23 protein-coding genes and 2 tRNA genes are annotated in these 22,819 nt (G+C 69.2%); 14 read left to right on the top strand and 11 right to left on the bottom strand.

The features are described from left to right. Window positions 1-20 precede the first annotated feature (20 nt). Window positions 21-848, top strand: coding sequence for a formate dehydrogenase accessory sulfurtransferase FdhD (gene fdhD, locus FHS23_RS18040; protein ID WP_183657145.1), 828 nt, complete (start codon window positions 21-23; stop codon window positions 846-848). Continuing rightward, the gene (locus FHS23_RS18035; protein ID WP_183657142.1) at window positions 826-1,701 is read left to right on the top strand and encodes an alpha/beta hydrolase; all 876 of its coding nucleotides are present in this window, start codon (window positions 826-828) and stop codon (window positions 1,699-1,701) included. Before fdhD ends, FHS23_RS18035 begins: the two co-directional genes overlap by 23 nt. Before the next feature lie 4 nt (window positions 1,702-1,705). Here FHS23_RS18035 and FHS23_RS18030 read toward each other — a convergent pair whose 3' ends face one another. From FHS23_RS18030 to FHS23_RS18000, 7 genes are all read right to left on the bottom strand, one after another. Then, window positions 1,706-2,635 carry an anti-sigma factor RsbA family regulatory protein gene (locus tag FHS23_RS18030; RefSeq protein ID WP_183657445.1) on the bottom strand — a complete coding sequence of 310 codons (930 nt, stop codon included), beginning with the start codon at window positions 2,633-2,635 and terminating at the stop codon, window positions 1,706-1,708. A gap of 103 nt (window positions 2,636-2,738) precedes the next feature. Then, entirely contained in the window at window positions 2,739-3,107 is a 369-nt protein-coding gene (locus FHS23_RS18025; protein WP_183657139.1) for a hypothetical protein, read from the bottom strand. Between the two features lie 17 nt (window positions 3,108-3,124). Further along, the gene (gene clpX / locus FHS23_RS18020; protein ID WP_183657136.1) at window positions 3,125-4,420 is read right to left on the bottom strand and encodes an ATP-dependent Clp protease ATP-binding subunit ClpX; all 1,296 of its coding nucleotides are present in this window, start codon (window positions 4,418-4,420) and stop codon (window positions 3,125-3,127) included. 222 nt (window positions 4,421-4,642) lie between these two features. After that, on the bottom strand, window positions 4,643-5,272 hold the full coding sequence (locus FHS23_RS18015) for an ATP-dependent Clp protease proteolytic subunit (protein ID WP_183657134.1): 630 nt from the start codon (window positions 5,270-5,272) through the stop codon (window positions 4,643-4,645). A 25-nt stretch (window positions 5,273-5,297) separates the two neighbouring features. Next, window positions 5,298-5,909, bottom strand: coding sequence for an ATP-dependent Clp protease proteolytic subunit (locus tag FHS23_RS18010; RefSeq protein ID WP_183657132.1), 612 nt, complete (start codon window positions 5,907-5,909; stop codon window positions 5,298-5,300). 108 nt (window positions 5,910-6,017) lie between these two features. Further along, window positions 6,018-7,427 (bottom strand): trigger factor, encoded by a 1,410-nt coding sequence (gene tig, locus FHS23_RS18005; protein ID WP_183657130.1) that lies wholly within the window; start codon window positions 7,425-7,427, stop codon window positions 6,018-6,020. A 222-nt stretch (window positions 7,428-7,649) separates the two neighbouring features. Next, the gene (locus FHS23_RS18000; protein ID WP_183657128.1) at window positions 7,650-8,060 is read right to left on the bottom strand and encodes a DUF3040 domain-containing protein; all 411 of its coding nucleotides are present in this window, start codon (window positions 8,058-8,060) and stop codon (window positions 7,650-7,652) included. Between the two features lie 374 nt (window positions 8,061-8,434). Between FHS23_RS18000 and FHS23_RS17995 the strand changes: the two genes are divergently transcribed. The 8 genes from FHS23_RS17995 to FHS23_RS17960 all read left to right on the top strand — a co-directional run bounded on the left by FHS23_RS17995 (window position 8,435) and on the right by FHS23_RS17960 (window position 16,544). Then, complete coding sequence (locus FHS23_RS17995; RefSeq protein WP_183657126.1) at window positions 8,435-9,520, top strand: sensor histidine kinase; 1,086 nt, start codon at window positions 8,435-8,437, stop codon at window positions 9,518-9,520. After that, window positions 9,517-10,332 (top strand): LytR/AlgR family response regulator transcription factor, encoded by an 816-nt coding sequence (locus FHS23_RS17990; protein ID WP_343054048.1) that lies wholly within the window; start codon window positions 9,517-9,519, stop codon window positions 10,330-10,332. The genes FHS23_RS17995 and FHS23_RS17990 overlap by 4 nt, the downstream gene beginning before the upstream one ends. Then, window positions 10,329-10,796: a hypothetical protein gene (locus FHS23_RS17985; protein WP_246382377.1), complete on the top strand. Its 468-nt coding sequence runs from the start codon at window positions 10,329-10,331 to the stop codon at window positions 10,794-10,796. The genes FHS23_RS17990 and FHS23_RS17985 overlap by 4 nt, the downstream gene beginning before the upstream one ends. Continuing rightward, window positions 10,793-12,577, top strand: a complete 1,785-nt coding sequence (locus FHS23_RS17980; protein WP_183657123.1) for a sodium:solute symporter family transporter — start codon at window positions 10,793-10,795, stop codon at window positions 12,575-12,577. Before FHS23_RS17985 ends, FHS23_RS17980 begins: the two co-directional genes overlap by 4 nt. A gap of 93 nt (window positions 12,578-12,670) precedes the next feature. After that, window positions 12,671-13,012 carry a DUF485 domain-containing protein gene (locus FHS23_RS17975; RefSeq protein ID WP_183657121.1) on the top strand — a complete coding sequence of 114 codons (342 nt, stop codon included), beginning with the start codon at window positions 12,671-12,673 and terminating at the stop codon, window positions 13,010-13,012. Continuing rightward, on the top strand, window positions 13,009-14,619 hold the full coding sequence (locus FHS23_RS17970; RefSeq protein ID WP_183657119.1) for a sodium:solute symporter family transporter: 1,611 nt from the start codon (window positions 13,009-13,011) through the stop codon (window positions 14,617-14,619). The genes FHS23_RS17975 and FHS23_RS17970 overlap by 4 nt, the downstream gene beginning before the upstream one ends. 84 nt (window positions 14,620-14,703) lie before the next feature. Further along, window positions 14,704-15,915 (top strand): cysteine desulfurase-like protein, encoded by a 1,212-nt coding sequence (locus FHS23_RS17965; RefSeq protein ID WP_183657117.1) that lies wholly within the window; start codon window positions 14,704-14,706, stop codon window positions 15,913-15,915. Between the two features lie 182 nt (window positions 15,916-16,097). Beyond that, entirely contained in the window at window positions 16,098-16,544 is a 447-nt protein-coding gene (locus tag FHS23_RS17960; RefSeq protein ID WP_183657115.1) for a lamin tail domain-containing protein, read from the top strand. A gap of 111 nt (window positions 16,545-16,655) precedes the next feature. On the opposite strand, the gene FHS23_RS17955 is transcribed toward FHS23_RS17960, so the two are convergent. Beyond that, window positions 16,656-16,729: transfer RNA gene (locus FHS23_RS17955), tRNA-Pro, on the bottom strand. Between the two features lie 75 nt (window positions 16,730-16,804). Here FHS23_RS17955 and FHS23_RS17950 point away from each other — a divergent pair. Next, a tRNA-Gly gene (locus tag FHS23_RS17950) sits at window positions 16,805-16,875 on the top strand. Between the two features lie 273 nt (window positions 16,876-17,148). Here the strand turns inward: FHS23_RS17950 and FHS23_RS17945 are convergent. Continuing rightward, the gene (locus tag FHS23_RS17945) at window positions 17,149-18,471 is read right to left on the bottom strand and encodes a cytochrome P450 (RefSeq protein ID WP_221219709.1); all 1,323 of its coding nucleotides are present in this window, start codon (window positions 18,469-18,471) and stop codon (window positions 17,149-17,151) included. A 51-nt stretch (window positions 18,472-18,522) separates the two neighbouring features. Then, window positions 18,523-19,131, bottom strand: coding sequence for a TetR/AcrR family transcriptional regulator (locus FHS23_RS17940; RefSeq protein ID WP_183657113.1), 609 nt, complete (start codon window positions 19,129-19,131; stop codon window positions 18,523-18,525). Between the two features lie 327 nt (window positions 19,132-19,458). Between FHS23_RS17940 and FHS23_RS17935 the strand changes: the two genes are divergently transcribed. The 3 genes from FHS23_RS17935 (at window position 19,459) to FHS23_RS17925 (ending at window position 21,528) form a co-directional block, all read left to right on the top strand. Further along, window positions 19,459-19,818 (top strand): hypothetical protein, encoded by a 360-nt coding sequence (locus FHS23_RS17935; protein WP_221219708.1) that lies wholly within the window; start codon window positions 19,459-19,461, stop codon window positions 19,816-19,818. Beyond that, window positions 19,815-20,759: an NAD-dependent epimerase/dehydratase family protein gene (locus FHS23_RS17930; RefSeq protein ID WP_183657109.1), complete on the top strand. Its 945-nt coding sequence runs from the start codon at window positions 19,815-19,817 to the stop codon at window positions 20,757-20,759. The genes FHS23_RS17935 and FHS23_RS17930 overlap by 4 nt, the downstream gene beginning before the upstream one ends. A gap of 67 nt (window positions 20,760-20,826) precedes the next feature. Next, on the top strand, window positions 20,827-21,528 hold the full coding sequence (locus FHS23_RS17925; RefSeq protein ID WP_183657106.1) for a hypothetical protein: 702 nt from the start codon (window positions 20,827-20,829) through the stop codon (window positions 21,526-21,528). Between the two features lie 29 nt (window positions 21,529-21,557). Here the strand turns inward: FHS23_RS17925 and FHS23_RS17920 are convergent, their stop codons facing one another. Beyond that, window positions 21,558-22,658, bottom strand: a complete 1,101-nt coding sequence (locus FHS23_RS17920; protein WP_221219707.1) for an aminotransferase class V-fold PLP-dependent enzyme — start codon at window positions 22,656-22,658, stop codon at window positions 21,558-21,560. Window positions 22,659-22,819: the final 161 nt, after the last annotated feature.

Genomic DNA, 22,819 nt, shown 5'->3' with positions numbered 1-22,819 from the left:
CGTCTGGAGTGGACGCACCGATGGGCCGAGTGACGGTACGCAGGCCGGTACGCATGCTCACGCCGAACGGCGAACGCACCCGCCCGGACGCGCTCGCCGCCGAGGAACCCCTGGAACTGCGGGTGGCGGGCACGCCGCTCGCGGTCACGATGCGCACGCCGGGGCACGACGTCGAGCTCGCGCACGGGTTCCTGCTGTCGGAAGGCGTCGTCGGCGGCCGCGAGGACGTCATGACGGCCCGGTACTGCGCCGGTACCGACGACGAGGGCCGGAACACCTACAACGTCCTCGACGTCGCGCTCTCCCCCGGCGTGCCGGGGCCCGACCCCGGTGTGGAGCGCAACTTCTACACGACCTCGTCCTGCGGGGTGTGCGGCAAGGCGGCGCTGGACGCGGTGAAACTCAGCACCCGCTTCTCCCCCGCCGAAGCCTCGTTCCCCGTGACCCCCGAGACCCTGTCGGCCCTGCCCGACGCGCTGCGCGAACGGCAGAAGGTGTTCGCCAGCACCGGCGGGCTGCACGCCGCGGCGATGTTCACCGCAGACGGAACGTTGCTGGACGTGCGTGAGGACGTCGGCAGGCACAACGCCGTCGACAAGGTTCTGGGCAAAGCCCTGCTCGACGGTGCCATACCCGCAGCCGACCGCGGTCTGCTCGTCTCCGGCCGTGCCTCGTTCGAGTTGGTGCAGAAAGCGGCGATGGCGGGTATCCCCATGCTGGCCGCCGTCTCCGCGCCGTCGTCGTTGGCCGTGGAGCTGGCCGCCGAACAGGGCATGACACTCGTCGGGTTCCTGCGGGGGGCCAGCATGAACGTCTACACGAGGGGTGATCGGGTTGCCGGGGACTGATCGCCGTTCCGCGGTGCTCGGCGGGGCCGCGGTTCTGGCGACGGCGGGGATCGCCGCGCTGACGGGGTCGTCCGCGGCGCATCGGTCCGTCGTCGCGACCGCCCCGGACATCCGTTCCGAATCGGTGTTCTCGCGGGCCCGCGGGCAGTACGTCGACCTCGTGCTGATCCTGCCGTCCGAGCGCCCCGCGCACGGACTGCCGATGGTGACGATGCTGCACGCGCGCGGCGGGTCGGCACGCGGAGCGGCGCCGAACGGGATGGCCCGGTACCTGTCGCAGGCCGTCGCGACCGGCCGAGTACCGCCGTTCGGTCTGGCCGCGGTCGACGGCGGCCCGTACGCCTACTGGCACGAGTCGGACCCCGGCGACGACCCGATGGCGATGCTGCTCGAGGAGCTGCCGGTGTGGCTGGCCGACCACGGCCTCGGCGACGACTCCGGACACCCGTTCGCGGCCGCCGGGACGTCGATGGGCGGATTCGGTGCACTGGTCTACACCCGCAGGCGACGCGAACGCGGCAGGCCGCTCGCCGCCACCGGTGTGCTCGCCCCGGCACTGCTGACCGACTGGGAGGAGATGCGCGAACGCGAGGCGTTCCGCGACCGGCGGGCATGGGCGGCTCTCGATCCGCTGCGGCATCCGGAGACACTCGACGGCACGCCGCTCGGAGTCTGGTGCGGCACGTCGGATCCCTTCGTGGCCGGGACGCGACGATTCGTGCGCCGCGCCGACCCGGACGTGGCGGTGTTCAGCGACGGCGGGCACACCGGGGACTTCTACACCTCCGCCATGCCCGGCCTCGTCGCGTTCCTCGGCAGGCACACGCCGATACCGGCAGAGCCCCGTACCTGAGCGACTACCGGTCGAACCACACCCGGGTGGCGGTGTGGCCGGCGCCGCGATAGGTCCGCACGAGATCGGCCAGCCGGTTCACCAGCAACAGGCCGCGTCCGCCGATGCGATCCGGCGGCACGGGAACCCGGCCCGCGAGCAGGTCGGTGTGGCAGCCTGAGTCGTCCACCTGGAAGACGACCGCACCGGTCGAGGCTTCCTGCCACACGCACAGCGTTCCGGTGCCGCCACCGTGTTGCACGCTGTTCGCGGTCAGTTCGCCGACGACGAGCGCGATGTCCTCGAACCTGCCGCGCGGGGCACCGAGGCATTCCGCGTGCGCGATCGCGAAGCGCCGTGCCTCGGCGAGCGTGTGCAGGTCGAACCGGAACGCGGGCCCCGAGGACGGTACGGGCAACGGCCGGTTGCAGCCGTCGATCACCGCGTGCGGATCGTAGGCGGTGCTGTGATGCCTGCCCGTCTCGTCGACGAGGTCCGGGTGCGTCGCCACGGCGTCGTCCAGCACGCCCCGGCCCAGCCGCGTCGCGTCGTAAGGGCAGAGGATCACCGCGGGCTTCCCGGCGAAGGCCTTGTTGATCAACGCCTCGTGCTCCACAGCCGCGACGTACTCGACGGCGGAACGCTCGGGCCAGATCGGTTCGCCGACCACCCGCACGCGGCCGCGATGACTGTCGGCGAAGGCGCCCAGCACCCCGCTCAGGATCGCGCCGGGGTTGCGTCCGGCCGCACTCATGTTCACGAGCTCCACCTCGCGGGCGGTGTCACCGAGGGCGCGGGACACCGTCGCGAGTTTGTCGGCCGGCAATGCCAGCGCGACGGGCTCGCCGTTGGCGACGCCGTCCACCGCGAACGTCGTGATCGCCTGTACGTAGGCGGCCTCGTCGCGGTAGAGCAAGGCCTCGTGCGAGAACTCGCCGGTGGCGAGCTCGCCCATCGTGGTCACAGCGTGACGTCCTCTTCGCGTCGGCACACACCCTACCGGGACGGGCTAGCCACGACGTGAGCCCGCGAAACCTCGTGAGGACGAGTGCGGGCCCTCACCACACCCGGTTGATCATGCCGAGCAGCCAGAAGCCCAGCGCCACCCCACCTGCCATGACCACGAGCCATGCGAAGGCCTGCCGGTCGTCGTCGGCGGTGCGTACCCGCCAGGCCGCGACCGAGGCCCCGGCGAACGACACGAGCGGCAGCAGCGGCCACAACGACATCCTCGTGATCGTGGCGATCACGCACACCACCATGAACACGATCAGGCAGCCTGCGATCGCCAGCTGTACCCGCGGCTGCCGCAGGCGCAGGGCCGCGACCAGACGTGCCGCCACGTCGTCGGATTCGTTCACCATGTCCCCAGCCGTCCGCTGCGACGTCGACGTCTCCCACACGGGCAGGTCCTGCGACGTCGTCATCGGCGGCGTCCGCCCGGTCAGGCGGACTTCTCCCCGCGCTCACCACCGCGGCGCCGGGACGGCTGCCGCGACACGATCGTCGGGTTCACGTTCTCGCGCACCGTCTGCTCGGTGATGACGACCTTCGCCACGTCCTCGCGGCTCGGGATGTCGTACATGACCGGCTGCAGCACCTCTTCCATGATCGCCCGCAGCCCGCGCGCACCGGTGCCGCGCAGCAGCGCCTGGTCCGCGATCGCCTCGAGCGCCGTGTCCGTGAACTCGAGCTCGACGTTGTCCAGCTCGAACAGCTTCGTGTACTGCTTCGTGAGCGCGTTCCGCGGCTCCGTGAGGATCTGCACGAGCGCGGCCTTGTCCAGGCTCGTCACGCTGGCCATGACCGGTACCCGGCCGATGAACTCGGGGATGAGCCCGAACTTGATCAGGTCTTCCGGCATCGTCTCGCTGAAGACGTCGCTCTGCTCGATCTCCTGCTTCGTGCGGATCTCCGCGCCGAAACCGAGGCCGCGCTTGCCGACGCGCTCGTTGACGATCGCCTCGAGCCCCTGGAACGCACCGGCCACGATGAACAGCACGTTCGTCGTGTCGATCTGGATGAACTCCTGGTGCGGATGCTTGCGGCCGCCCTGCGGCGGCACCGCCGCGGTCGTTCCCTCGAGGATCTTCAGCAGAGCCTGCTGCACGCCCTCGCCCGAGACGTCCCGCGTGATCGACGGGTTCTCCGACTTGCGGGCGATCTTGTCGACCTCGTCGATGTAGATGATGCCCGTCTCGGCGCGCTTGACGTCGTAGTCCGCGGCCTGAATCAGCTTCAGTAGGATGTTCTCGACGTCCTCGCCGACGTAACCGGCCTCGGTGAGCGCCGTGGCGTCGGCGATCGCGAACGGGACGTTGAGCATCTTCGCGAGCGTCTGCGCGAGATAGGTCTTGCCGCAGCCCGTCGGGCCGAGCATGAGGATGTTCGACTTGGCGAGCTCGACCGGCTCGTCCTTCGAATCCTTCGGGCCCGCCGACCCCTGCGACTGGATGCGCTTGTAGTGGTTGTACACCGCGACGGCCAGCGAGCGCTTCGCCTCGTCCTGGCCGATGATGTACTGCTCGAGGAAGTCGTGGATCTCCGCGGGCTTCGGCAGCTCGTCGAGCTTGACGTCGCCGGCCTCCGCCAGTTCCTCTTCGATGATCTCGTTGCAGAGATCGATGCACTCATCGCAGATGTAGACGCCTGGTCCGGCGATGAGCTTCTTCACCTGTTTTTGGCTCTTCCCACAGAACGAGCACTTGAGCAGGTCTCCGCCCTCGCCGATGCGTGCCATGGCCGCTGACCTCGTCCCCTCCGGTGCGTCAGGTGCACCTGACTCGTTCTCGGTGCCGCCTGGTGGACACTGTGAACAGGCGCCACGCGCTGTCTCTTGACGGTACCCGCCGCGCGGTACCGATGGGAGTCCGCCGCCCGTGTCGACGGCCTTCCCGACACCATAGCCCGCCGGGCGGGAACCTGTCGGGTGACGACACGCTCCCGCCCGGCGGCGGGTCGATCAGTTCGAGCCGGTGCCCTTGCGGTACGGCAGTACCTCGTCGATGATCCCGTACTCCTTGGCGTCCTCGGCCGTCAGGATCTTGTCACGCTCGACGTCCCTGCGGACCTCTTCTTCGCTCTTGGCCGTGTGCTGGGCGAGCGTGGACTCCATGAGCCGGCGGATCCGCTGGATCTCGGCGGCCTGGATCTCCAGGTCCGACACCTGGCCGTAGGTGCCCTCGGTGGCGGGCTGGTGGATCAGCACGCGGGCGTTCGGCAGCGCGTACCGCTTGCCCTTCGTGCCGGCGGCCAGCAGCACGGCCGCGGCCGAGGCGGCCTGGCCGAGGCACACCGTGGCGATGTCGGGACGCACGAACTGCATCGTGTCGTAGATCGCCATCAACGCGGTGAACGAGCCACCGGGCGAGTTGATGTAGATCATGATGTCCCTGTCCGGGTCCTCGTGCTCGAGGTGGAGCAGCTGGGCCATCACGTCGTTGGCCGACGCGTCGTCCACCTGCACGCCCAGCATGATCTGGCGCTCTTCGTAGAGCTTGTTGTACGGGTTCGACTCCTTGATCCCGTAGCTGGTGCGCTCCACGTAGGAGGGCATCACGTACCGGGACTGAGGAAGCTGGAAGTTGCTCATCGATCGTCTCCTTCTCGGGTCCCGGTCAGTTCGAGTTCGAGCCCGGTGCCGGGTTCTCACGCGTCAGCACCTGGTCGACGAAGCCGTAGTCCAGGGCTTCCTGCGCGGTGAACCAGCGGTCGCGGTCACCGTCGGCCAGGATCTGGTCGACCGTCTGGCCGGTCTGGTCGGCCGTGATACGAGCCAGCTCCTGCTTCCACTTGCCGAAGACCTCGGCCTGGATCGCGATGTCCGACGCCGTACCACCGACCCCCGCCGACGGCTGGTGCATCAGGATGCGCGCGTGCTCCAACGCGTAGCGCTTGCCGGGCGTACCCGACGACAGGAGGAACTGGCCCATGGAGGCCGCCATGCCCATCGCGTAGGTGGCCACGTTCGGCTCGATGAGCTGCATCGTGTCGTAGATGGCGAAACCGGCCGTGACCGAGCCACCCGGCGAGTTGATGTAGAAGCGGATGTCGGACTGCGAGTCCTCCGCCGACAGCAGCAACAGCTGCGCCGTGATGCGGTTGGCGACCTCGTCATTGACCTCGGAGCCCAGCACCACGATGCGTTCCTGGAGCAGCCGCTCGTACACCGAGTCGGTCAGGTTCAGTCCCGCGGTGCTGGTGCGCCCCTCGGGCATGTGCTGCGTCACGTCTGCCTGCCTTTTTTCGAAGTCTCAGATCTTGCAACCGACCCTAACGAACTCGGGCGGCGCAGAAGTCCTGACACCGCCCGAGTTCGCTCAGAGCATGAAGAGAAATCACTTGTCCGAGGACGTGTCCGTCTCCTCGGCCGTGGTCTCCTCCTGCGTCTCGTCGGCACCGGTCTCCGCGTCGGCGGCTTCGTCCTCGTCCTCACCGAACAGCTCGGCCAGGTCGAGCGCCTCACCCGACTCGTCGGTCACCGTGGCGCCGCGCACGACGACGGCGAGCGCCTTGCCCCGGCGGACGTCGGCGAAGATCGCACCCAGCTGACCCGACTGCTGGGCGCGCTGGATGTACTCGTCCGGGCTGACGCCGAAACGCTGGGCCTGGTAGATGATCCGCTCGGTCAGCTCCTGGTCGCCGACCTGGACGTCCTTCTCGTCGGCGAGCGTGTCGAGCAGCAGCTGCGTGCGGACCGACTTCTCGGCCTCGGTACGGACGCCGTTCTCCCACTCCTCGGGGTCGGTGCCCTGAGCCTCGAGGGCCTTCTTGTAGGCCTCCTCGTCGTGGTCGTACGGGTGGATCGCGTCGTGCTTGGCGTTGTCGATCTCGCCCTGCAGCACCTTCTCCGGCACCGGAACGTCGACGCGCTCGAGGAGCTGCTCGAGCACCTTGTCGCGCGCCTCGACGCCCTGCTGCATGCGCTTCGACCGGGCGAGGCGCTCACGCAGGTCGGTCTGCAGCTCGTCGATGGTGTCGAACTCGCTGGCCAGCTGCGCGAACTCGTCGTCGGCTTCCGGCAGCTCGCGCTCCTTGACGCTGCCGAGCGTGACGGTGACCTCGGCGTCCTTGCCCGCGTATTCACCGGCGAGGAGCTTCGTGGTGAAGGTGGCCGACTCGCCCTCGGACAGACCGATCAGCGCGTCGTCGATGCCGTCGATGAGCTGGCCGGAACCGATCTCGTACGACAGGCCGGACGTGGAGGCCTCGGAGACCTCCTGGCCGTCGACCGTCGCGGACAGATCGATCGAGGTGAAGTCACCGTTCGCGGCGGGCCGGTCGACGCCGATCAGCGTGCCGAAGCGCGCCCGCAGGTTGTCGAGCTCCTCGCTGACCTCGTCGTCGGTGACCTCCACGTCGGACACGGTCACACTGAGATCGTCCAGATCCGGGATCGTGATCTCGGGCCGGACGTCGACCTCGGCGGTGAACTCCAGGACGTTCTTGTCCTCGAGCTTGGTGACCTCGAACTCGGGCTGGCCGAGCGTGCGGACGTCACCGGTCTGCACGGCCTCCATGTACTTGGCCGGAATGGCCTCGTTGACGACCTCGTCGAGCACGGGGGCACGGCCGATCCTGCTCTCGAGGACGGGGGCCGGTGCCTTGCCGGGGCGGAAGCCGGGGATCCGGACCTGCTGAGCGATCTTGCTGTAGGCGCGGTCGAAGTTCGGTTTGAGCTCGTCGAACGGCACCTCGACATTGATCTTCACGCGCGTCGGGCTCAGCTGCTCGACGGTGCTCTTCAACGTTTTCTCCTAGCCGGGACAGTGGTATCGGTCGGTATTTCGGACTCATGTCGCACGCGCGGGTCCGTACCCGTGGGCGCGGCGGCGTGCGTATGGTTCACGGGCTCGCCCACGGGCACCGCAGGTGACGATGGGGAACCGATGTCCGAGTCTAAGTCAGCGGGCCGCCGGCGGCGGGGCCGCCCCTCACGGACCGTGCGCGCACCGTCTCGCGCCGGGCGGTCAGTCGGCGGGCCCGCGGCCCCCGTCCGGGCCGTCACCGGCCCCACCGGCCCCACCGGAGCCTCCCTTGCCCTTGCCGGAGCCCTTGCCAGGCGTGCCGGCAGCGTCGTCGGAGCCGTCACCGATACCGTTGCCGAGCTTGCGCAACCACAGTCGCCAGATGACGGCGGTGGGAACCCCGGCGGCGACGATCACCCCGATCGCCACCACGACGGGCGCACCGGCTCCCGCACCGAGTGCAATGACGACGCCGCCGACGACGAAGAGGCCGATCAGGCCCACGACCGTCCACAGCGTCCGCGACGTGCCGGGCCGCAGGGTGGCCAGGCGCCGGTCCAGACGCGGATCATCCTCGCCCAGGCGGCGTTCGATCTCGGCGAGCTGTCGCCGTTCCTCGTCCCGCAGGCCCATACGGCATCACCACCTCCGATTATGGATCAACCCGGCCGTTACGGACAGTCCCGACCGGCATCGATTTTCACGTGTTTCCCCGGTGCGGTACCGCCGTCGGCCGCCGGTACGTACGCGGCGCCCTGGGGCGACCCCGGCGCACGCGGTGCACGGGCTTCACGCTCGGTACGCCGGGCCGCTAGATTCACGCTGTCGGTCGTCCGCATCGGTGAACCGCCCAGGGCCTACCTGGAAACGCACGACCTGGAAACGTAGGACGTGGAAACGCAAGACGCAGGACGTGGGACGCAGGACGTGGGACGCAATCGTCATGCAGGACGCACCAGGTAGAACACACACGTAGGACACAGTCGTCGGCGCTACCGGGAGTTCGCATGTCCGTTCCCGCGCAGCAGGAGTCCGTGGGCGGGCTCGCCTGGCCGCGCAGGCTGCGCGACCCGGCGGCGATCCTGCGCACGGCCCGACACATCGCCGACGACCTCGTCGACGGCCTCAGCGGCCCGCGCGTCCGCTCCGCCGTCCGCGGCATCCGTCGGCTGCTGGCGTCGGACGGCGTGGGTCTGTCCGACCTGTCGGGTGAGCTCACCGTCGCGGGTTCGCTCCCCCGGGACGTCGACATCGCGGCGATCGTCGACGACGTGCTGCACACCGAGCACCGGCGCCGCCGGGCGGAGGTCGTCGCCGAGCCGCTCGTGGTCCACGACGAACTGGCCGGGGTGCTCGTGGTCGCCGGAACGACGAGGATGTCGGCCCTGCGCGAGGTGAGCGGTGTCCTGGTCGCCGCGCTGGAGCGCGGCAGGCTGGAGGCGTCCGCGGAGGAGGCGGCAGAGGCCGAGCTGCGGGCGCTGCGGGCCGAGATCTCCCCGCACTTCGTCTACAACGCGCTCACCGTCGTCGCGGGACTGGTACGCCCCGACCCTGCGCGTTCCCGGGAACTGCTGCTCGACTTCGCCGACTACATCCGATACAGCCTTGCCGGCCACGGTGAGTACACGACCGTGGCCGATGAGTTCCACGCGATCGAGACGTACCTGGCGTTGCAGCGCGCGGTACTCGGCGACCGGTTGAAGGTGCAGGTCCGGGTCGCACCCGAGGTCCTCGCCGTGGCGATCCCCTACCTTGTGCTGCAACCGCTGGTGGAGAACGCTGTTCGCCACGGCATCGAACGCCGCACCGGGGGTGGGGCCGTCCACGTGCTCGGCGAGGCGGAAGGATCGGACTGCGTCATCAGCGTCGAGGACGACGGGGCGGGCATGGACCCCCGCGACGCCGAGCGCCTGCTGGCGACGGGCGGCGCCGCCGACACACGGGATACCGGAGGCATGGGACTGGCCAACGTGGACCGGAGACTGCGCAACGTGTACGGGCCCTGGTTCGGGCTCGTGGTGGAGACCGCCGAGAACGAGGGCACGCGCGTCGTGATGCGGGTGCCGCGGTTCCAGCCGGGGGTCGTGCCGTGACGGTGCAGGAGAACCCCCAGCCGCTGCAGACGTCGGCCCCCGGGCTCCGGGTGCTGGCCGTCGACGACGTGCCCGCCGCGCTCGACGACCTCTGCAGCCTGCTGCGCGAGGCCCCCGAGGTCGCCTCGGTGACCGCGGCAGCGGATCCGCTCGACGCGCTGCGTTCCATCCGGGGCGGCGAGTACGACGCGGTGTTCCTCGACATCGCGATGCCGGGGCTCGACGGGCTCGAACTGGGTGAGCTGCTGCGTAAGCTCGCCACGCCACCGGTGATCGTCTTCGTGACCGCCTACGACGAGCACGCGATCGCCGCGTTCGGCATCGGGGCGGTCGACTACCTGCTCAAACCCGTGCGCGCGGAACGCCTCGCCGACGCGCTGGGCAGGGTCGCGCGCATGGCGAGCGCCGACGAGCAGCCCCCGCGGGCGGGCGCGGACGCACCGGTGCCGGACGCGATGGCCGCCCTGCCGGTCGAGGTCGGGGGTCGGACCCGGTATGTGCAGCGCAGTGAGGTGCGTTTCGCCGAGGCGCACGGCGACTACGTCCGATTGCACGCACCGTCGGGTGTGCACCTGGTGCGCATGCCGATCTCGCGGCTCGAGGAGTACTGGGAGGGTGCCGGATTCGTCCGGACCCACCGCGGGTTCCTCGTCGCACTGTCGGCCGTCCGGGAGCTGCGGAGCGATTCGGTCGGAGGGGTGCTGGCCCATACCGATCTCGGCGACGTGCCCGTGAGCAGGAGGCACGCACGCCAGCTCCGGGAACGGCTCCTGAAGGCCGCGCAGCAGGGCGAGTTCGAACGGCCGACATGACCGGCCGCCGTGTCGCCGTCACGAGCCCCCAGACCCGCCTCGCGCACGCTCGGAGGCGTTACCGCGGCCCGTGGCGGCCGACGACGCTCGATCCGGCGGAGATGCCGCGCGCGATCGCGTTGTACCGGGAGGGGCGCAGTCGCGCCGTCGCCGCGCTCGCCGCGCTCGGGGCGTTGATCTTCGGGCTCCCGTTCCTGTTGTGGCTGTGGCCGACGCTGGACGACGTGCGGGTGGCCGGAGTGCCCGTGTCATGGGCGGCGATCGTGCTCGTACCGTTCCCGGCGATGGTCGCCATGGCGTTCTGGCAGCTCCGACGCGCGGAGCGGGCGGAACGCGACCTGCTCGACGCGGATGCGGACCAGGGCATCGGCGCCGACGCCGACGCTGATGTCGAGACCGCCGGTTTCGGCACAGTTGACAAGACCACTGGTCCTGACAAGCCGGCGGGCGAGGGCGCCTCGTGATCGTCGCCCTCGCCGTCGCGCCGGTCGTGCTGGTGACGATGCTCATCGGCCTGCGCGGCGTCGCGGCGATGCGCACCACGTCGGACTTCCTCGTCGCGTCCCGGCGTGTGTCGCCGTTGCTCAACTCGGCGGCGGTGTCCGGCGAGTACCTGTCGGCCGCGTCGTTCCTCGGCGTCGCGGGCCTGGTGGTCAAGGACGGCATCGGCTCGCTCTGGTACCCGGTCGGTTTCACCGCCGGGTACATCGCGATGCTGGCGCTGGTCGCCGCGCCGATGCGCCGATCCGGCGCGCTCACCGTGCCGGACTTCGCCGAGGCCAGACTCGGCTCCGCCGCGCTGCGCAGGCTGGCGGCGGTGGTCGTGCTCGTGATCGGCGTGCTGTATCTGGTGCCGCAGTTCCGCACCGCAGGGCTCGTGCTCAGCGTCGTCACCGAGACGCCCTACTGGGTCGGTGTCGTCCTCGCGGGCGGCGTCGTCAGCGCCACGCTCGCGCTGGGCGGCATGCGGGCCGCGACGTACGTGCAGGCGTTCCAGTTCGTGTTCAAGCTGGTGTTGTTCATCGTGCCCGCGATGTGGCTGCTCATTCAGGCGGGACCGGAAGTGCGGACCGAGGCCGTGCAGCCCAGTGAGTTCACCCACTTCAGCGACGACACCACGGTCACGTTCCGGGTGGGTGCGACCCTCGACGTCCCGCCGGGGGCCGAGGTGGTCGACCGCGAGGGCGGACCGCGTGCGCTCCGGCCCGGCGCCTGGGAAGTGCCGCCGGGAACGACCGTCACATTCGCCGACGGCACGCCGGTGCCCGAGGTCCGAGGGGAGGCCGTGCCCGGCTCCGACGGCTGGGAACGGCCGCTGCTCGACTTCGACGACGAGGGCTATCCGCTGCTGGGCACGTGGTCCGTGCTGATCGCGACCATGCTCGGCACGATGGGGCTGCCACACGTGATCATGCGCTTCCACACCAGCCCCGACGGACGCGCCGCGCGCCGCACGGCCGCGTTCACCGTCGCCCTGTTGAGCGTGTTCTACCTGTTCCCCGGCATCTACGGCGTGCTCGGCCGGGTGCTCGTGCCGCACCTGTACCTGACGGGCGCGACCGACAGCGCGGTCGTCGCGCTGCCCGCTCAGGTCGACGACGGCACCGCGGGCACCGTGTTCACCGGGTTGCTCACCGCGGGCGCCTTCGCCGCGTTCCTCGCCACCTCCCTGGGGTTGCTGCTCGTGGTGTCGGGTGCGATCTCCCACGACCTCGTCCCCGGCGGGCTGAGACAGCTGCGGCTCGCCGTCATCGGCGCGGCGGCGGTGATCGTCCTCCTCGCGCTGCCCGCGGCCGCCTTCGACGCGGGCACGCTCGTCACGTGGGGGTTCACGGTCGCGGCCTCGACGTTCTGCCCCCTGCTCGTGCTGGGAATCTGGTGGCGCAGACTCACGGCCGCCGGCGCGCTCAGCGGCGTCGCGGCCGGCCTCGTGTCCACCATCGGCTCGTTCCTGGTCAACGTCGCAGGGCCGGATCTGCACGGCTGGGTGGCGATCCTCGTCGCCCAGCCCGCACCGTGGACGGTGCCGCTCGCGTTCCTCACCATGGTGGTCGTGTCGCGGCTCGGCAGGCCCGCGCCGTGGGCGACCGCCGCGATGCTGCGACTGCACCTTCACGAACACCGCCTGTCACCGTTCGTGGCCCGCCCTCAGAGCGACAGCGCGGCGCGTGACCTGGGCCACTCGTCGTGGCCCGCACGCCGCTCGTCGGCCGTTCGTCGCATCACACGCCGGTTGGGCCGCTGACCGGTTCACCCGGGTCCGGCCCGTGCTTACGGTGTCGCGCACAGCACACTCCCCGTGCCTTTTCGAGGCGTGCACCGTGACAAGGAGGTCACCGTGAATTCCACCGAGCCTCAGCCACCTGAGGCTGAAACGTGGGCGCGAGTCCATGCGAGCGAGGATTTCCAGCGGCTGCGCAAACGGCTGCGGAACTTCGTCTTCCCCATGACCGCGCTGTTCCTGGTCTGGTATCTGACCTACGTACTGCTGGCCGACTACGCCCACGACTTCATGTCGATCAAGGTGATGGGCAACATCAACCTGGGTCTGATCCTCGGCCTGCTGCAGTTCGTGTCCACGTTCGTCATCACCGGGCTCTACGTCCGCTACGCGAACCGCAAGCTGGACCCGATCGCCGAGAGCGTCCGGGCCGAGGTCGAAGGTGGTGACAAGCAGTGAACACACTTGCCCAGGGCAGTGTCGAAGGCAGTAACCCGCTGGTCAACATCGGCATCTTCGCCCTCTTCGTGATCATCACGCTGGTGATCGTGTTCCGTGCCTCCCGGAACACCAAGACCGCGTCCGACTACTACGCGGCAGGACGCTCGTTCTCGGGGCCGCAGAACGGCACCGCGATCGCCGGTGACTACCTGTCGGCGGCGTCGTTCCTCGGCATCGCCGGCGCCATCGCCGTCTACGGCTACGACGGCTTCCTGTACTCGATCGGCTTCCTGGTGGCCTGGCTCGTGGCCCTGTTGCTCGTCGCGGAGCTGCTGCGCAACACGGGCAAGTTCACGATGGGCGACGTGCTGGCGTTCCGCATGCGGCAGCGTCCGGTCCGCGCGGCGGCCGCCACGTCGACGCTGGCGGTGTCGTTCTTCTACCTGCTGGCGCAGATGGCCGGTGCGGGCGCCCTGGTGTCGCTGCTGCTCGGTGTCGAGGGCGACGTCGGCCAGAGCGTCGTCATCGCCGTCGTCGGCATCGTGATGATCATCTACGTGCTGGTCGGCGGCATGAAGGGCACCACGTGGGTGCAGATCATCAAGGCGGGCCTGCTGATCGCCGGTACGGCCGTCATGACGGTGTGGGTGCTCGGCAAGTACGGCCTGAACCTGTCGGAGCTGCTCGGCTCGGCGTCGCAGGCAGCGGGCGGCGGCGACGCGCTGCTGAACCCGGGTGAGCAGTACGGCGAGAGCGGCACGACACAGCTCGACTTCCTGTCACTCGGTATCGCGCTGGTCCTCGGTACGGCGGGCCTGCCGCACGTGCTGATGCGCTTCTACACGGTGCCGACGTCGAAGGAGGCGCGGCGCAGCGTGGTGTGGGCAATCGCCTGGATCGGTCTGTTCTACCTGTTCACGCTGGTGCTCGGCTACGGTGCCGCGGCGCTGGTCGGTACGGACACGATCACCAACGCACCGGGTGGCGAGAACGCGGCGGCACCGCTGCTGGCACTCGAGCTCGGCGGACCGGTACTGCTCGGCTTCATCGCGGCCGTGGCGTTCGCGACGATCCTCGCGGTCGTGGCGGGCCTGACGATCACGGCCTCGGCGTCGTTCGCACACGACGTCTACGCCAACGTGATCAAGAAGGGCAAGGTCGACAGCAAGACCACCGAGGTGAAGGTCGCCCGGATCACCGCCTGCGTGATCGGTGCCGTCGCGATCATCGGCGGCATCCTCGCGAAGGAACAGAACGTGGCGTTCCTCGTGGCGCTCGCGTTCGCGGTCGCGGCGTCGGCGAACCTGCCGACGATCCTGTACTCGCTGTTCTGGAAGCGGTTCAACACCCGCGGTGCGCTGTGGTCGATCTACGGCGGTCTGACGACGACGCTCGTACTGATCGTGTTCTCCCCCGCCGTGTCGGGCAGTGACGACGCGATGATCCCGGGCGCGGACTTCGCGTGGTTCCCGTTGTCGAACCCGGGCATCGTCTCGATCCCGTTGTCGTTCCTGCTCGGCGCCATCGGCACGCTCACGTCGAAGGAGCACCTCGAGGAGAAGCACAAGGAGATGGAGGTCCGCTCGCTCACGGGCGCAGGCGCCGAGAAGGCGACCGCGCACTAACGAGCAGTCCCGCACCGCAGGAAGGGCCGCCCGGCGCGTGTTGCGCCGGGCGGCCCTTCGCGTGGACTGGTCCATACTCGGGGCATGGCCGGTTTCGACGTCACCCAGTTCCGCTCCCACTTCCCCGCTCTCGCCGAGGGCGCCGTGCACTTCGACGGGCCCGGCGGCTCCCAGGTGCCACGGCCGGTCGTCTCGGCCGTGGCGGACACGCTCTGCTCGGCGATCGCGAACCGCGGGCGGAACACAGCCGCCGAGCGGCGCGCCGACGCGATTGTGCTCGACGCGCGCCGCGCCGCGGCCGACCTCGTCGGAGGCGCGGCCGACGGGATCGTGTTCGGGCGCAGCATGACTCAACTGACCTACGACCTCGCGCGCACGCTCGCGAAGAACTGGGGTCCCGGCGACGAGGTGGTGGTGACGACGCTGGACCACGACGCGAACATCCGGCCGTGGGTGCAGGCCGCCGAGGCCCGCGGCGCCACGGTTCGGTGGGCGGATCTCGACCCCACCTCCGGGGAACTCGATGCCGCCGCGGTGACGGGGCTGCTGTCCGAGCGCACGCGGGTGGTCGCCGTGACCGCCGCGTCGAACCTGCTCGGCTCCCGCCCGGACGTTCCCGCGATCACGGCCGCCGCCCGTGAGATGGGCGCGTTGTCCTATGTGGATGGCGTGCATCTCACACCACACGCGCTCGTCGACGTCGACGCCCTGGGCGCGGATTTCTACGCGTGCTCCCCGTACAAGTTCTTCGGGCCGCACCTCGGATTCGTCGCCGCGCGGCCGGAACTACTCGAGACGCTCGGCCCGGACAAGCTCGCGCCGTCCACCAACGCCGTCCCGGAACGGTTCGAACTCGGCACGCTGCCGTACGAACTGCTGGCGGGCACCACGGCGGCGATCGACTTCGTCGCCGGCGTCGCACCGGACGCGGAGTCGCGCCGTGCTGCGCTCGCCACCGCGTTCGACGCCGTGGCACGACACGAGGACGCGCTCATGGCGAGCCTGGAGGACGGCCTCGCCGCGACCCGCCGTGTCACGCTGCACGGTTCTCGGGCGCGGCGGCGGACGCCCACGGTGCTGTTCTCGGTGGATGGCCTCGCACCGGCGGATGTCTACGCCCGGCTGGCCGAGCGCGGGGTGAACGCACCGGCGGGCACGTTCTACGCGCTGGAGTGTTCGCGGCGACTGGGCCTCGGCGACGCGGGAGCGGTCCGCGCCGGAATCGCCCCGTACACCACGGAATCCGAGGTGCAGCGGCTCGTGACCGCGGTCGAGGACATCGCGGCGGCAGGCTGACTCGTCCCGTTCGCCGCAGCCCGGTCCGCCGCCTGCCGGGGCGGGCCACGCAGCAGTGCCGACGGTCGCAGTGCGGATGCGCAGCGCGGAGCTGTAACAACCACGCCCCGCGCTCCGACGTCAAGGCACATTCCTCGGCCGGCCCCGGGTCACCCCGGGCCGCGGTCCCGAAAGGTTTCGCCATGCGACGTTCCCTCAGCACAGCCCTGCTAGCCGTCGGCATCATGACGTTCAGCCTCGTCACGGCGCTTCCGGCGGAGGCGGCGGCACGGATGCAGATCGCTGCTGTCCAGTACGACTCGCCCGGACAGGATCGCGGCGGCAACGGCAGCCTCAACGCCGAGTGGGTGAAGCTCCGGAACACCTCCCGGGTGCCGGTCAACATCACTCGGTTCCGGCTGCACGATCGCCAGGGACACACGTATCGCTTCCCGCAGACGACCGTGATGCCCGGCAAAGAGATCACGGTGCACACCGGCCGAGGGAAGAACAACCCGTGGCATCGCTACTGGGGCCGCACCTCGTATGTCTGGAACAACATCGGCGACGGGGCCACTCTGCGCGATGCCCACGGTCGATGGCTCGACGGGTGCGGCTGGGGCAACGGCCGCGGCTGGGTCAGATGCTGAACGCGGCCCGCGGTCGCTCCACTACCGACGCCGGGCACGTACCGGGCACAGCAACGGCGAAACCGCCCCCGCCCCGCAGGGTTCCTGCAGGTCAGAGGCGGTTTCCGACGGTCGGGGCGACAGGATTTGAACCTGCGACCCTTCGCTCCCAAAGCGAATGCGCTACCAAGCTGCGCCACGCCCCGTCCACCACGCGGGGTGGTGTGCACTCACCATAGCGCTACCGGTAGACTGCCCACGCAGCCGGTCACCGGCGGCATGCGGGCGTAGCTCAATGGTAGAGCCCCAGTCTTCCAAACTGGTGGTGCGGGTTCGATTCCCGTCGCCCGCTCAAAGCACGAATCCCCAGGCCAGGCGCCCATCAGGGCCCTGGCCTTTCGTCTGTTTCGGCGACGAGCATGTCGTGACGCCACGAGCCTCTCGCGATCAAGGGCGGCCCGCCGTTCGGCGGCGGACGACACACTCGGGCCGGCGGATCCCGATGGCATCGAGTGAGCAGCGCACGCGCTGGGCAACGCCGCGTTCGGCAATGCGTCCGCCGGCGCAGCTGGTTGCCGCACAGGGACGGCTTCCGCAGCGTGTGCCCGAAGCTCGATTCGCCGTGCTACTCGCAGATGTCGACGAGCAGACCGTGTTTCGGCCGCATGGCTGCGAAGCTGGTCGGTCGAATATCTTGCTCGGGAAGGCAGAGGTCCCTCCGGGCGAGAAGCCGGGCAAGCATCACAGTGAGCTCGGTCGTGGCCAACGTCGCGCCGATGCACCGGTGGGCGCCTGCGGAGAACGGCAGGTACTCGTGCAAGCCCCGTTTCGGATGGTCGGGATCGGTCGTCATCCAGCGTTCCGGTCGGAAGCGCAGGGGCTCGGACCACAGTTCGGGGAGTCGGTGCGTCACGTACGGGCTGTAGAGCAGCATGCTTCCGGCCCGAACCTCCCTCCCACCGAACTCGAACCCGGTCGCGACCTTGCGCGCGGAGACGACCGCCGGTGGGTACAGCCGCAAGGTCTCGTGGACGACACCGTCCAGATAGGTGAGCCGTGCCAGATCCTGACGACCGGGCGGTCGGTCGCCGAGCACCTCACTCACCTCGGCAGCGGCGCGCTCCCACACTCCGGGCGTCGTGAGCATGGCGTAGACCGCCCAGGCCGCCGCTGCACTAGTGGTCTCGAAGCCCGCGGCGATGAGCGTCACCACCTGATCGCGGACCTCCTCGTCACTCAAACCGTCACCCGTCTCGTCCCGACCGTGCACGAGCGAGGCCAACACGTGGTCGTCGTCATCGATCGAGCCGCTGCGCGCTCGCGAGATCTCGCTCGCGATTCGTTCGTCGACTCGGGCTCGCGCGCGCATCGCGCGCCGCCACTGCCGTGTGCGCAACCGACGCTGCCAGGTCACGACCTGTGGCAGATGGTCCACCAGGTCGAGCAGCGCCTGTAGCTGCGCTCCGAAGAACGCAGACTCCGCCGCGAGGCGTCTGCCGAACAACGATTCGATCGTGCTGCGTCGGATCGCAGAGCGGAACTGCCGGTAGAGATCCACTCGCTGCCCCGGCCTCCACTCGTCGACGGTGGCGTCGGCGTTGTCGGCCATGATCTCCAAATAGCTCTCGACCTGCCGGTGATGCAGCGCGGGTTGGACCAGCCGCCGTCGGCGCCGGTGCGCAGACCCGTCGCTGACGATCAGCGACGTCGATCCGTCCACGGGGATCAAGCCCTCGAAGGCCTCGCGCCAACGAAACAACTCGGAGTGTGCGAAAACGAACCGATTCGCCTCGGGACCGAGCAGGTACACGTACCGGCCGATGCCGGTTACCGGTCCGCGTCGTCGATACGCGGCCAGCAGGATCTCACCGGGCGGGTACGACACCGTGTGGCCACTCCACCGCGCGACAGCACGCGCGGTATGGGCGCTCTCGGGCACGGGGTCCATGCACCCTCCTCTCCCACTCCGATAGCAACGTACTACACCTGTAGCAACTTTTCAGGTGGTCCGGGGGATGGCGCCGTCGACCGCAGCTTCGACGGCCCGCCGCAGCCTGGACGGGTGATCACCGCCGAGAAACGGACGCGCGAGGGCGTCGTAGAGCACGCCGTCGAGCCCTGCGAGCAGCAACCGTGCCGTTTCTTCCGGAACGGGAGCTCCGGAGGCCCCTATCGCCGCGCTCGCACGATCAAGGAAACGCCGGTTCGCCGCTTGGAGCGCATCGCCCAGCTCCGGGCGCCGGGCCGCGTCCAAGTACAGCTCCAGCCGAGCGCGGGTACGCGAACGTGCCGGCCCGAGCCAGTAGGTGAGCAGCTCAGTCAGGCGCTCGACCAGCCGGTCCCGATGTTCGATCGAACGGCTGTCCCAGCCGGTGGTTGGCAGCTGCTCGAGCACCGCTTCGTCGAGCTCCACGAGCCGGTCGAGCACTCCACCGAGCAGCGCGAGCCGCGTCCGAAAGCAGCTGCTGGTACTACCGGCAGGCAAGCCCGCCTCCATATCTACCGCCCGATGGGTTAACCCTCGCATCCCGTCCGTGGCGATGACCTCGATCGCTGCGTCCGTGACGCGCCGCTGTCTGGGGGTGCGGCCTCCTCCGACCATGTGCATGACGATCAACCTGCTGCGTCGGTGCACAGGCGCGCAAGCCGGCATCCTTCCCGACCACCAGGGGTGGCCGCTCTGCGCAGCTGCGCTGGTGGCGACCGCCGACGAAAAGCCTGACCACCCGACGACCCACGCACACGGGTGAGGCCCCACTCGATGTGCCATATATGACCGGAAACACACGGTTGTCACACCGACTCCGGCCGCCCCGTCAGGTGGATGACGGGGCTCGCTGCCGCCCCGTCATCGGAACGCATGCGAGCGGGAGGGTGATGGACAGTGCGCAGTTCCTGGGCCGTCCGCGCGACTGTGGTCGTGACGGCGTCGTCGATGCTGGCGTTCGGCATATGGGCACGATGGGACCCGGTCGGTTTCGCCGATTTCGCAAATTGGCCACACCACGCACACTTCCTGCACGACGCAGGGGTGTTCCAGATCGGCATCGGATTGACGATGCTGGCCGCGCTGTTATGGCGGGACACGATCGCCGTCGTGCTGGCCGGATTCGTGGTGACCAACACCTTTCACGCCGTCAACCACGTCCTTGATCTGCATCGCGGCGGTAACACCGCCGACCCCTGGCTGTTGCTGGCGCTGTCCGCCGTGGGCGCGGTCGGAGTGGTGCTACGCGTCCGCCAGCTCGGCCGGCGAAGCCGGATGCAGGAGACGACGGGAGGGGGTCGACCGTGAGAACTGTCCTTGCCGGTGCCACCGGTGCCATCGGCCGTCACTTGGTGCCCCAGCTGCTCGCCGCGGGCCACAGCGTGGTCGGACTGACCCGTTGCGCACACGGCGCCACGCAGCTCGCAGCAGCGGGCGCCGAGGCGGTACGTACCGATGTACTCGATGGCGAAGGACTGTTGAGGGCTTTGGCGGGACGCCGAGCTGACGCCGTGATCCATCAGGCCACGGCAATCGAGGGCGTACCGCTGCGGCACCGTGACCTCCACGCCACCGACAGGCTGCGCGATCGCGGCACGACGAACCTGCTGCGCGCTGCCGAGCTCGTCGGCGCCCACCGATTCCTCACCCAGTCGTTTTTCCTCGGCTACGGCTACCGCGACCACGGCGACGCTTCGATCACTGAGGACACCGCCTTCGCCGAACCGACCGGTCACCGGGCATTCGATCGGCACATGGACTCGATGCGCTCCAACGAGCATCAGGCACTCAACACGGCTGGCATCGACGGGATCGCCCTGCGCTACGGCATGTTCTATGGGCCAGAACCAGCAACTCGGCGGCTGGCCACACTCGTCGCTCGGCGTAGGCTTCCGGTACCTCACCCTTCGGGCACCACCTCCCTGATCCACATCCACGATGCCGCATCGGCGACCGTCGCCGCGCTCGAACGCGGACACGCCGGAGAGGCGTACAACATCGTCGACGACCAGCCGGTGGACTTCGGCGCTTACGTTGCTGCAATCGCGGACCACGTTCACGCGCCTGCACCACCGACCATCCCCGGTTGGCTACTCACCCCAGTGCCCTACATGCACGCGCTCATGGTGGCCACCCGAATCAGCTTGTCCAACGCCAAAGCCAAACGCGAACTCGACTGGACACCCCACTACCCGTCGTACCGGGATGGACTGGGTGCGCTGCGCTTCGACGACAGCGAGCGGCGATGACCGCCCTGAAGCCGCGCCGGGCGGGCAGGGCTACCCCCGCAGGTGACACGACACAGAAAGGGCCACCATGACGAGCACACCCACCGTCGTCCTTGCACACAGCCCGTTTCTTGGGCCGAAGAGCCTGGAAGCACTGGCCGACCACGTGGCCGCCTGCGGCGTCACGGCACTCGTGCCCGACCTGCGCCCCGCGGTGACCGACGCACCAGTGCATCAACGGCTCGTCTCCGAGTTCGCCAGTGCCGTGTCCAGCGCACCCGCGACGGCCTCACTCGTGCTCGTCGGACACAGCGGTGCCGGACCGCTGCTGCCGGCTTTCGCCGCGTCGGCCGGTCATCCGGTAGCCGCACTCACCTATGTGGATGCCGAACTACCCACGCCGGGACACAGCTGGGAGGAAACGGCACCCGTCGAGCTGGTCGATCAATTGCGGTCACGGGTACGGGACTCGCGGTTGCCGCCGTGGCACCGGTGGTTCGACGGCGACCTGCTGGCCGGCCTGGTACCCGACGACGTACTACGCACAACCCTCATCGACGAGGAGCCCGAGGTGGCGGCGGCGTTCCTGGCCGAGCCACGACCGGCAGCGGATTGGGCCGGGCCGGCCAGCTACATCCAACTCAGCCGGGCCTACGCGACAGCCTCCGCACGAGCCGCGCAGCGCGGCTGGCCAATCCATCGCATCGATACCCATCACCTGGCCCCCGTGACCGAGCCGGCGACGATCGCCGACATCCTGCTCGACTCCATCACAGCGTTGACCCCGTAGGACCCGCCCTGCACTCCGTCCACGGCCGCTCACCGTCCTCGCACGACTGTTGTGAGAGCATCGAGCAGCTGGTCGATATCGGTGTCCGTGACGTGCAGGTGGGGCGCCAGCCGCAACGATCGCCCCCGGACCGAGGCGTAGCAGTTGGCTGCGGCCAGCGCAGGTAAGACCTCAGCCAGAATCGTGTCGGGCAGCGCGACCCCGAGCATGTGCCCACCGCGCTGATCGGTCGGCGACGGGGCAAGGCCGAGTTGGAAAACCCGGGTGGCGATCTGCCCCGTGACCGCGGACAACGCGGCCAGGACCTCGTCGATTCCCCAAGCGTGGAGCTGCTCAAGGGCGGCGACAGCCATCGGTACCAACTCGAACTTGGTCCGCTCCCCGACATCGAACCGGCGCGCGCCGGGCTGATACTCGTCCCGGTAGTCGGTCAGGCGCGCGAAATCCTCCGCACCATGCCGTAGAATCCAGTTGTGCTCGATCGGTCGGCCTGACCGATGTTCTTCCGCCGCGTAGAGGTACCCGACTCCGAACGGGCCGAGCAACCACTTGTAACCCACGCTGATGACAAAGTCGGGCCGGATGGCGGCCACATCGAACGGCATCGCCCCGATCGATTGGCTACCGTCGATGACCAGGTAAGCACCGACCTCTCGCGCCCGCGCGCCGACCGCGACCAAATCCACCAGCGCACCATCAATCCAATGCACCTGCGGGACCGAGACCACCGCGACGCGGTCGTCGAGACCCTCCAACACAGCCTCGGTCCAGCTCTGTCCCGAGCCTCGGTGCACGGTAAGCATCTCGGCGCCCACCGCGCGCGTTGCGGCCTGCCACGTGTACACACCTGACGGATACTCCTCAGCCAGCACCAGCACGCGCTGGCCGGGGCGGAGGGCGATGTTGTTCGCAGCGACCGCAAACCCATAGCTCGTTGCGGGGATCAACGCGACGCCGCCTGCACTGCCGCCGATCAGCGCGGCGAACAACGATCGAAGGCGTTCCACGTCCGCGAACCAATCGTGCGCCGTGATCGTCCATGGTCGCGCGCGGCGCTGCAAAGCCTCCTCGCCCGCAACCCGCACCGAATGCAGCAAGGGAGAAAGGTTCGCGGTGTTGAAGTACGCCACCTCGGGAGGCATCTCGAACGCCGCTCGCTGCCCTGATAGGACCACTCCCGTTGATGCGTCCGCATTCACCGCGCGTGTAGCACCGTCCATTGCCACGTCGCCATCGCCACACTCTCGGGCATCGCAGTCTACCGCTCGGGCCGCCGGGGATCCGCTCATGA

It is taken from the genome of Prauserella isguenensis, from assembly GCF_014191605.1.
GTDB lineage: Bacteria > Actinomycetota > Actinomycetes > Mycobacteriales > Pseudonocardiaceae > Prauserella > Prauserella isguenensis.
Note: the sequence above shows the minus strand (reverse complement) of the source record. Positions and strands in the feature narration are given on the sequence as shown.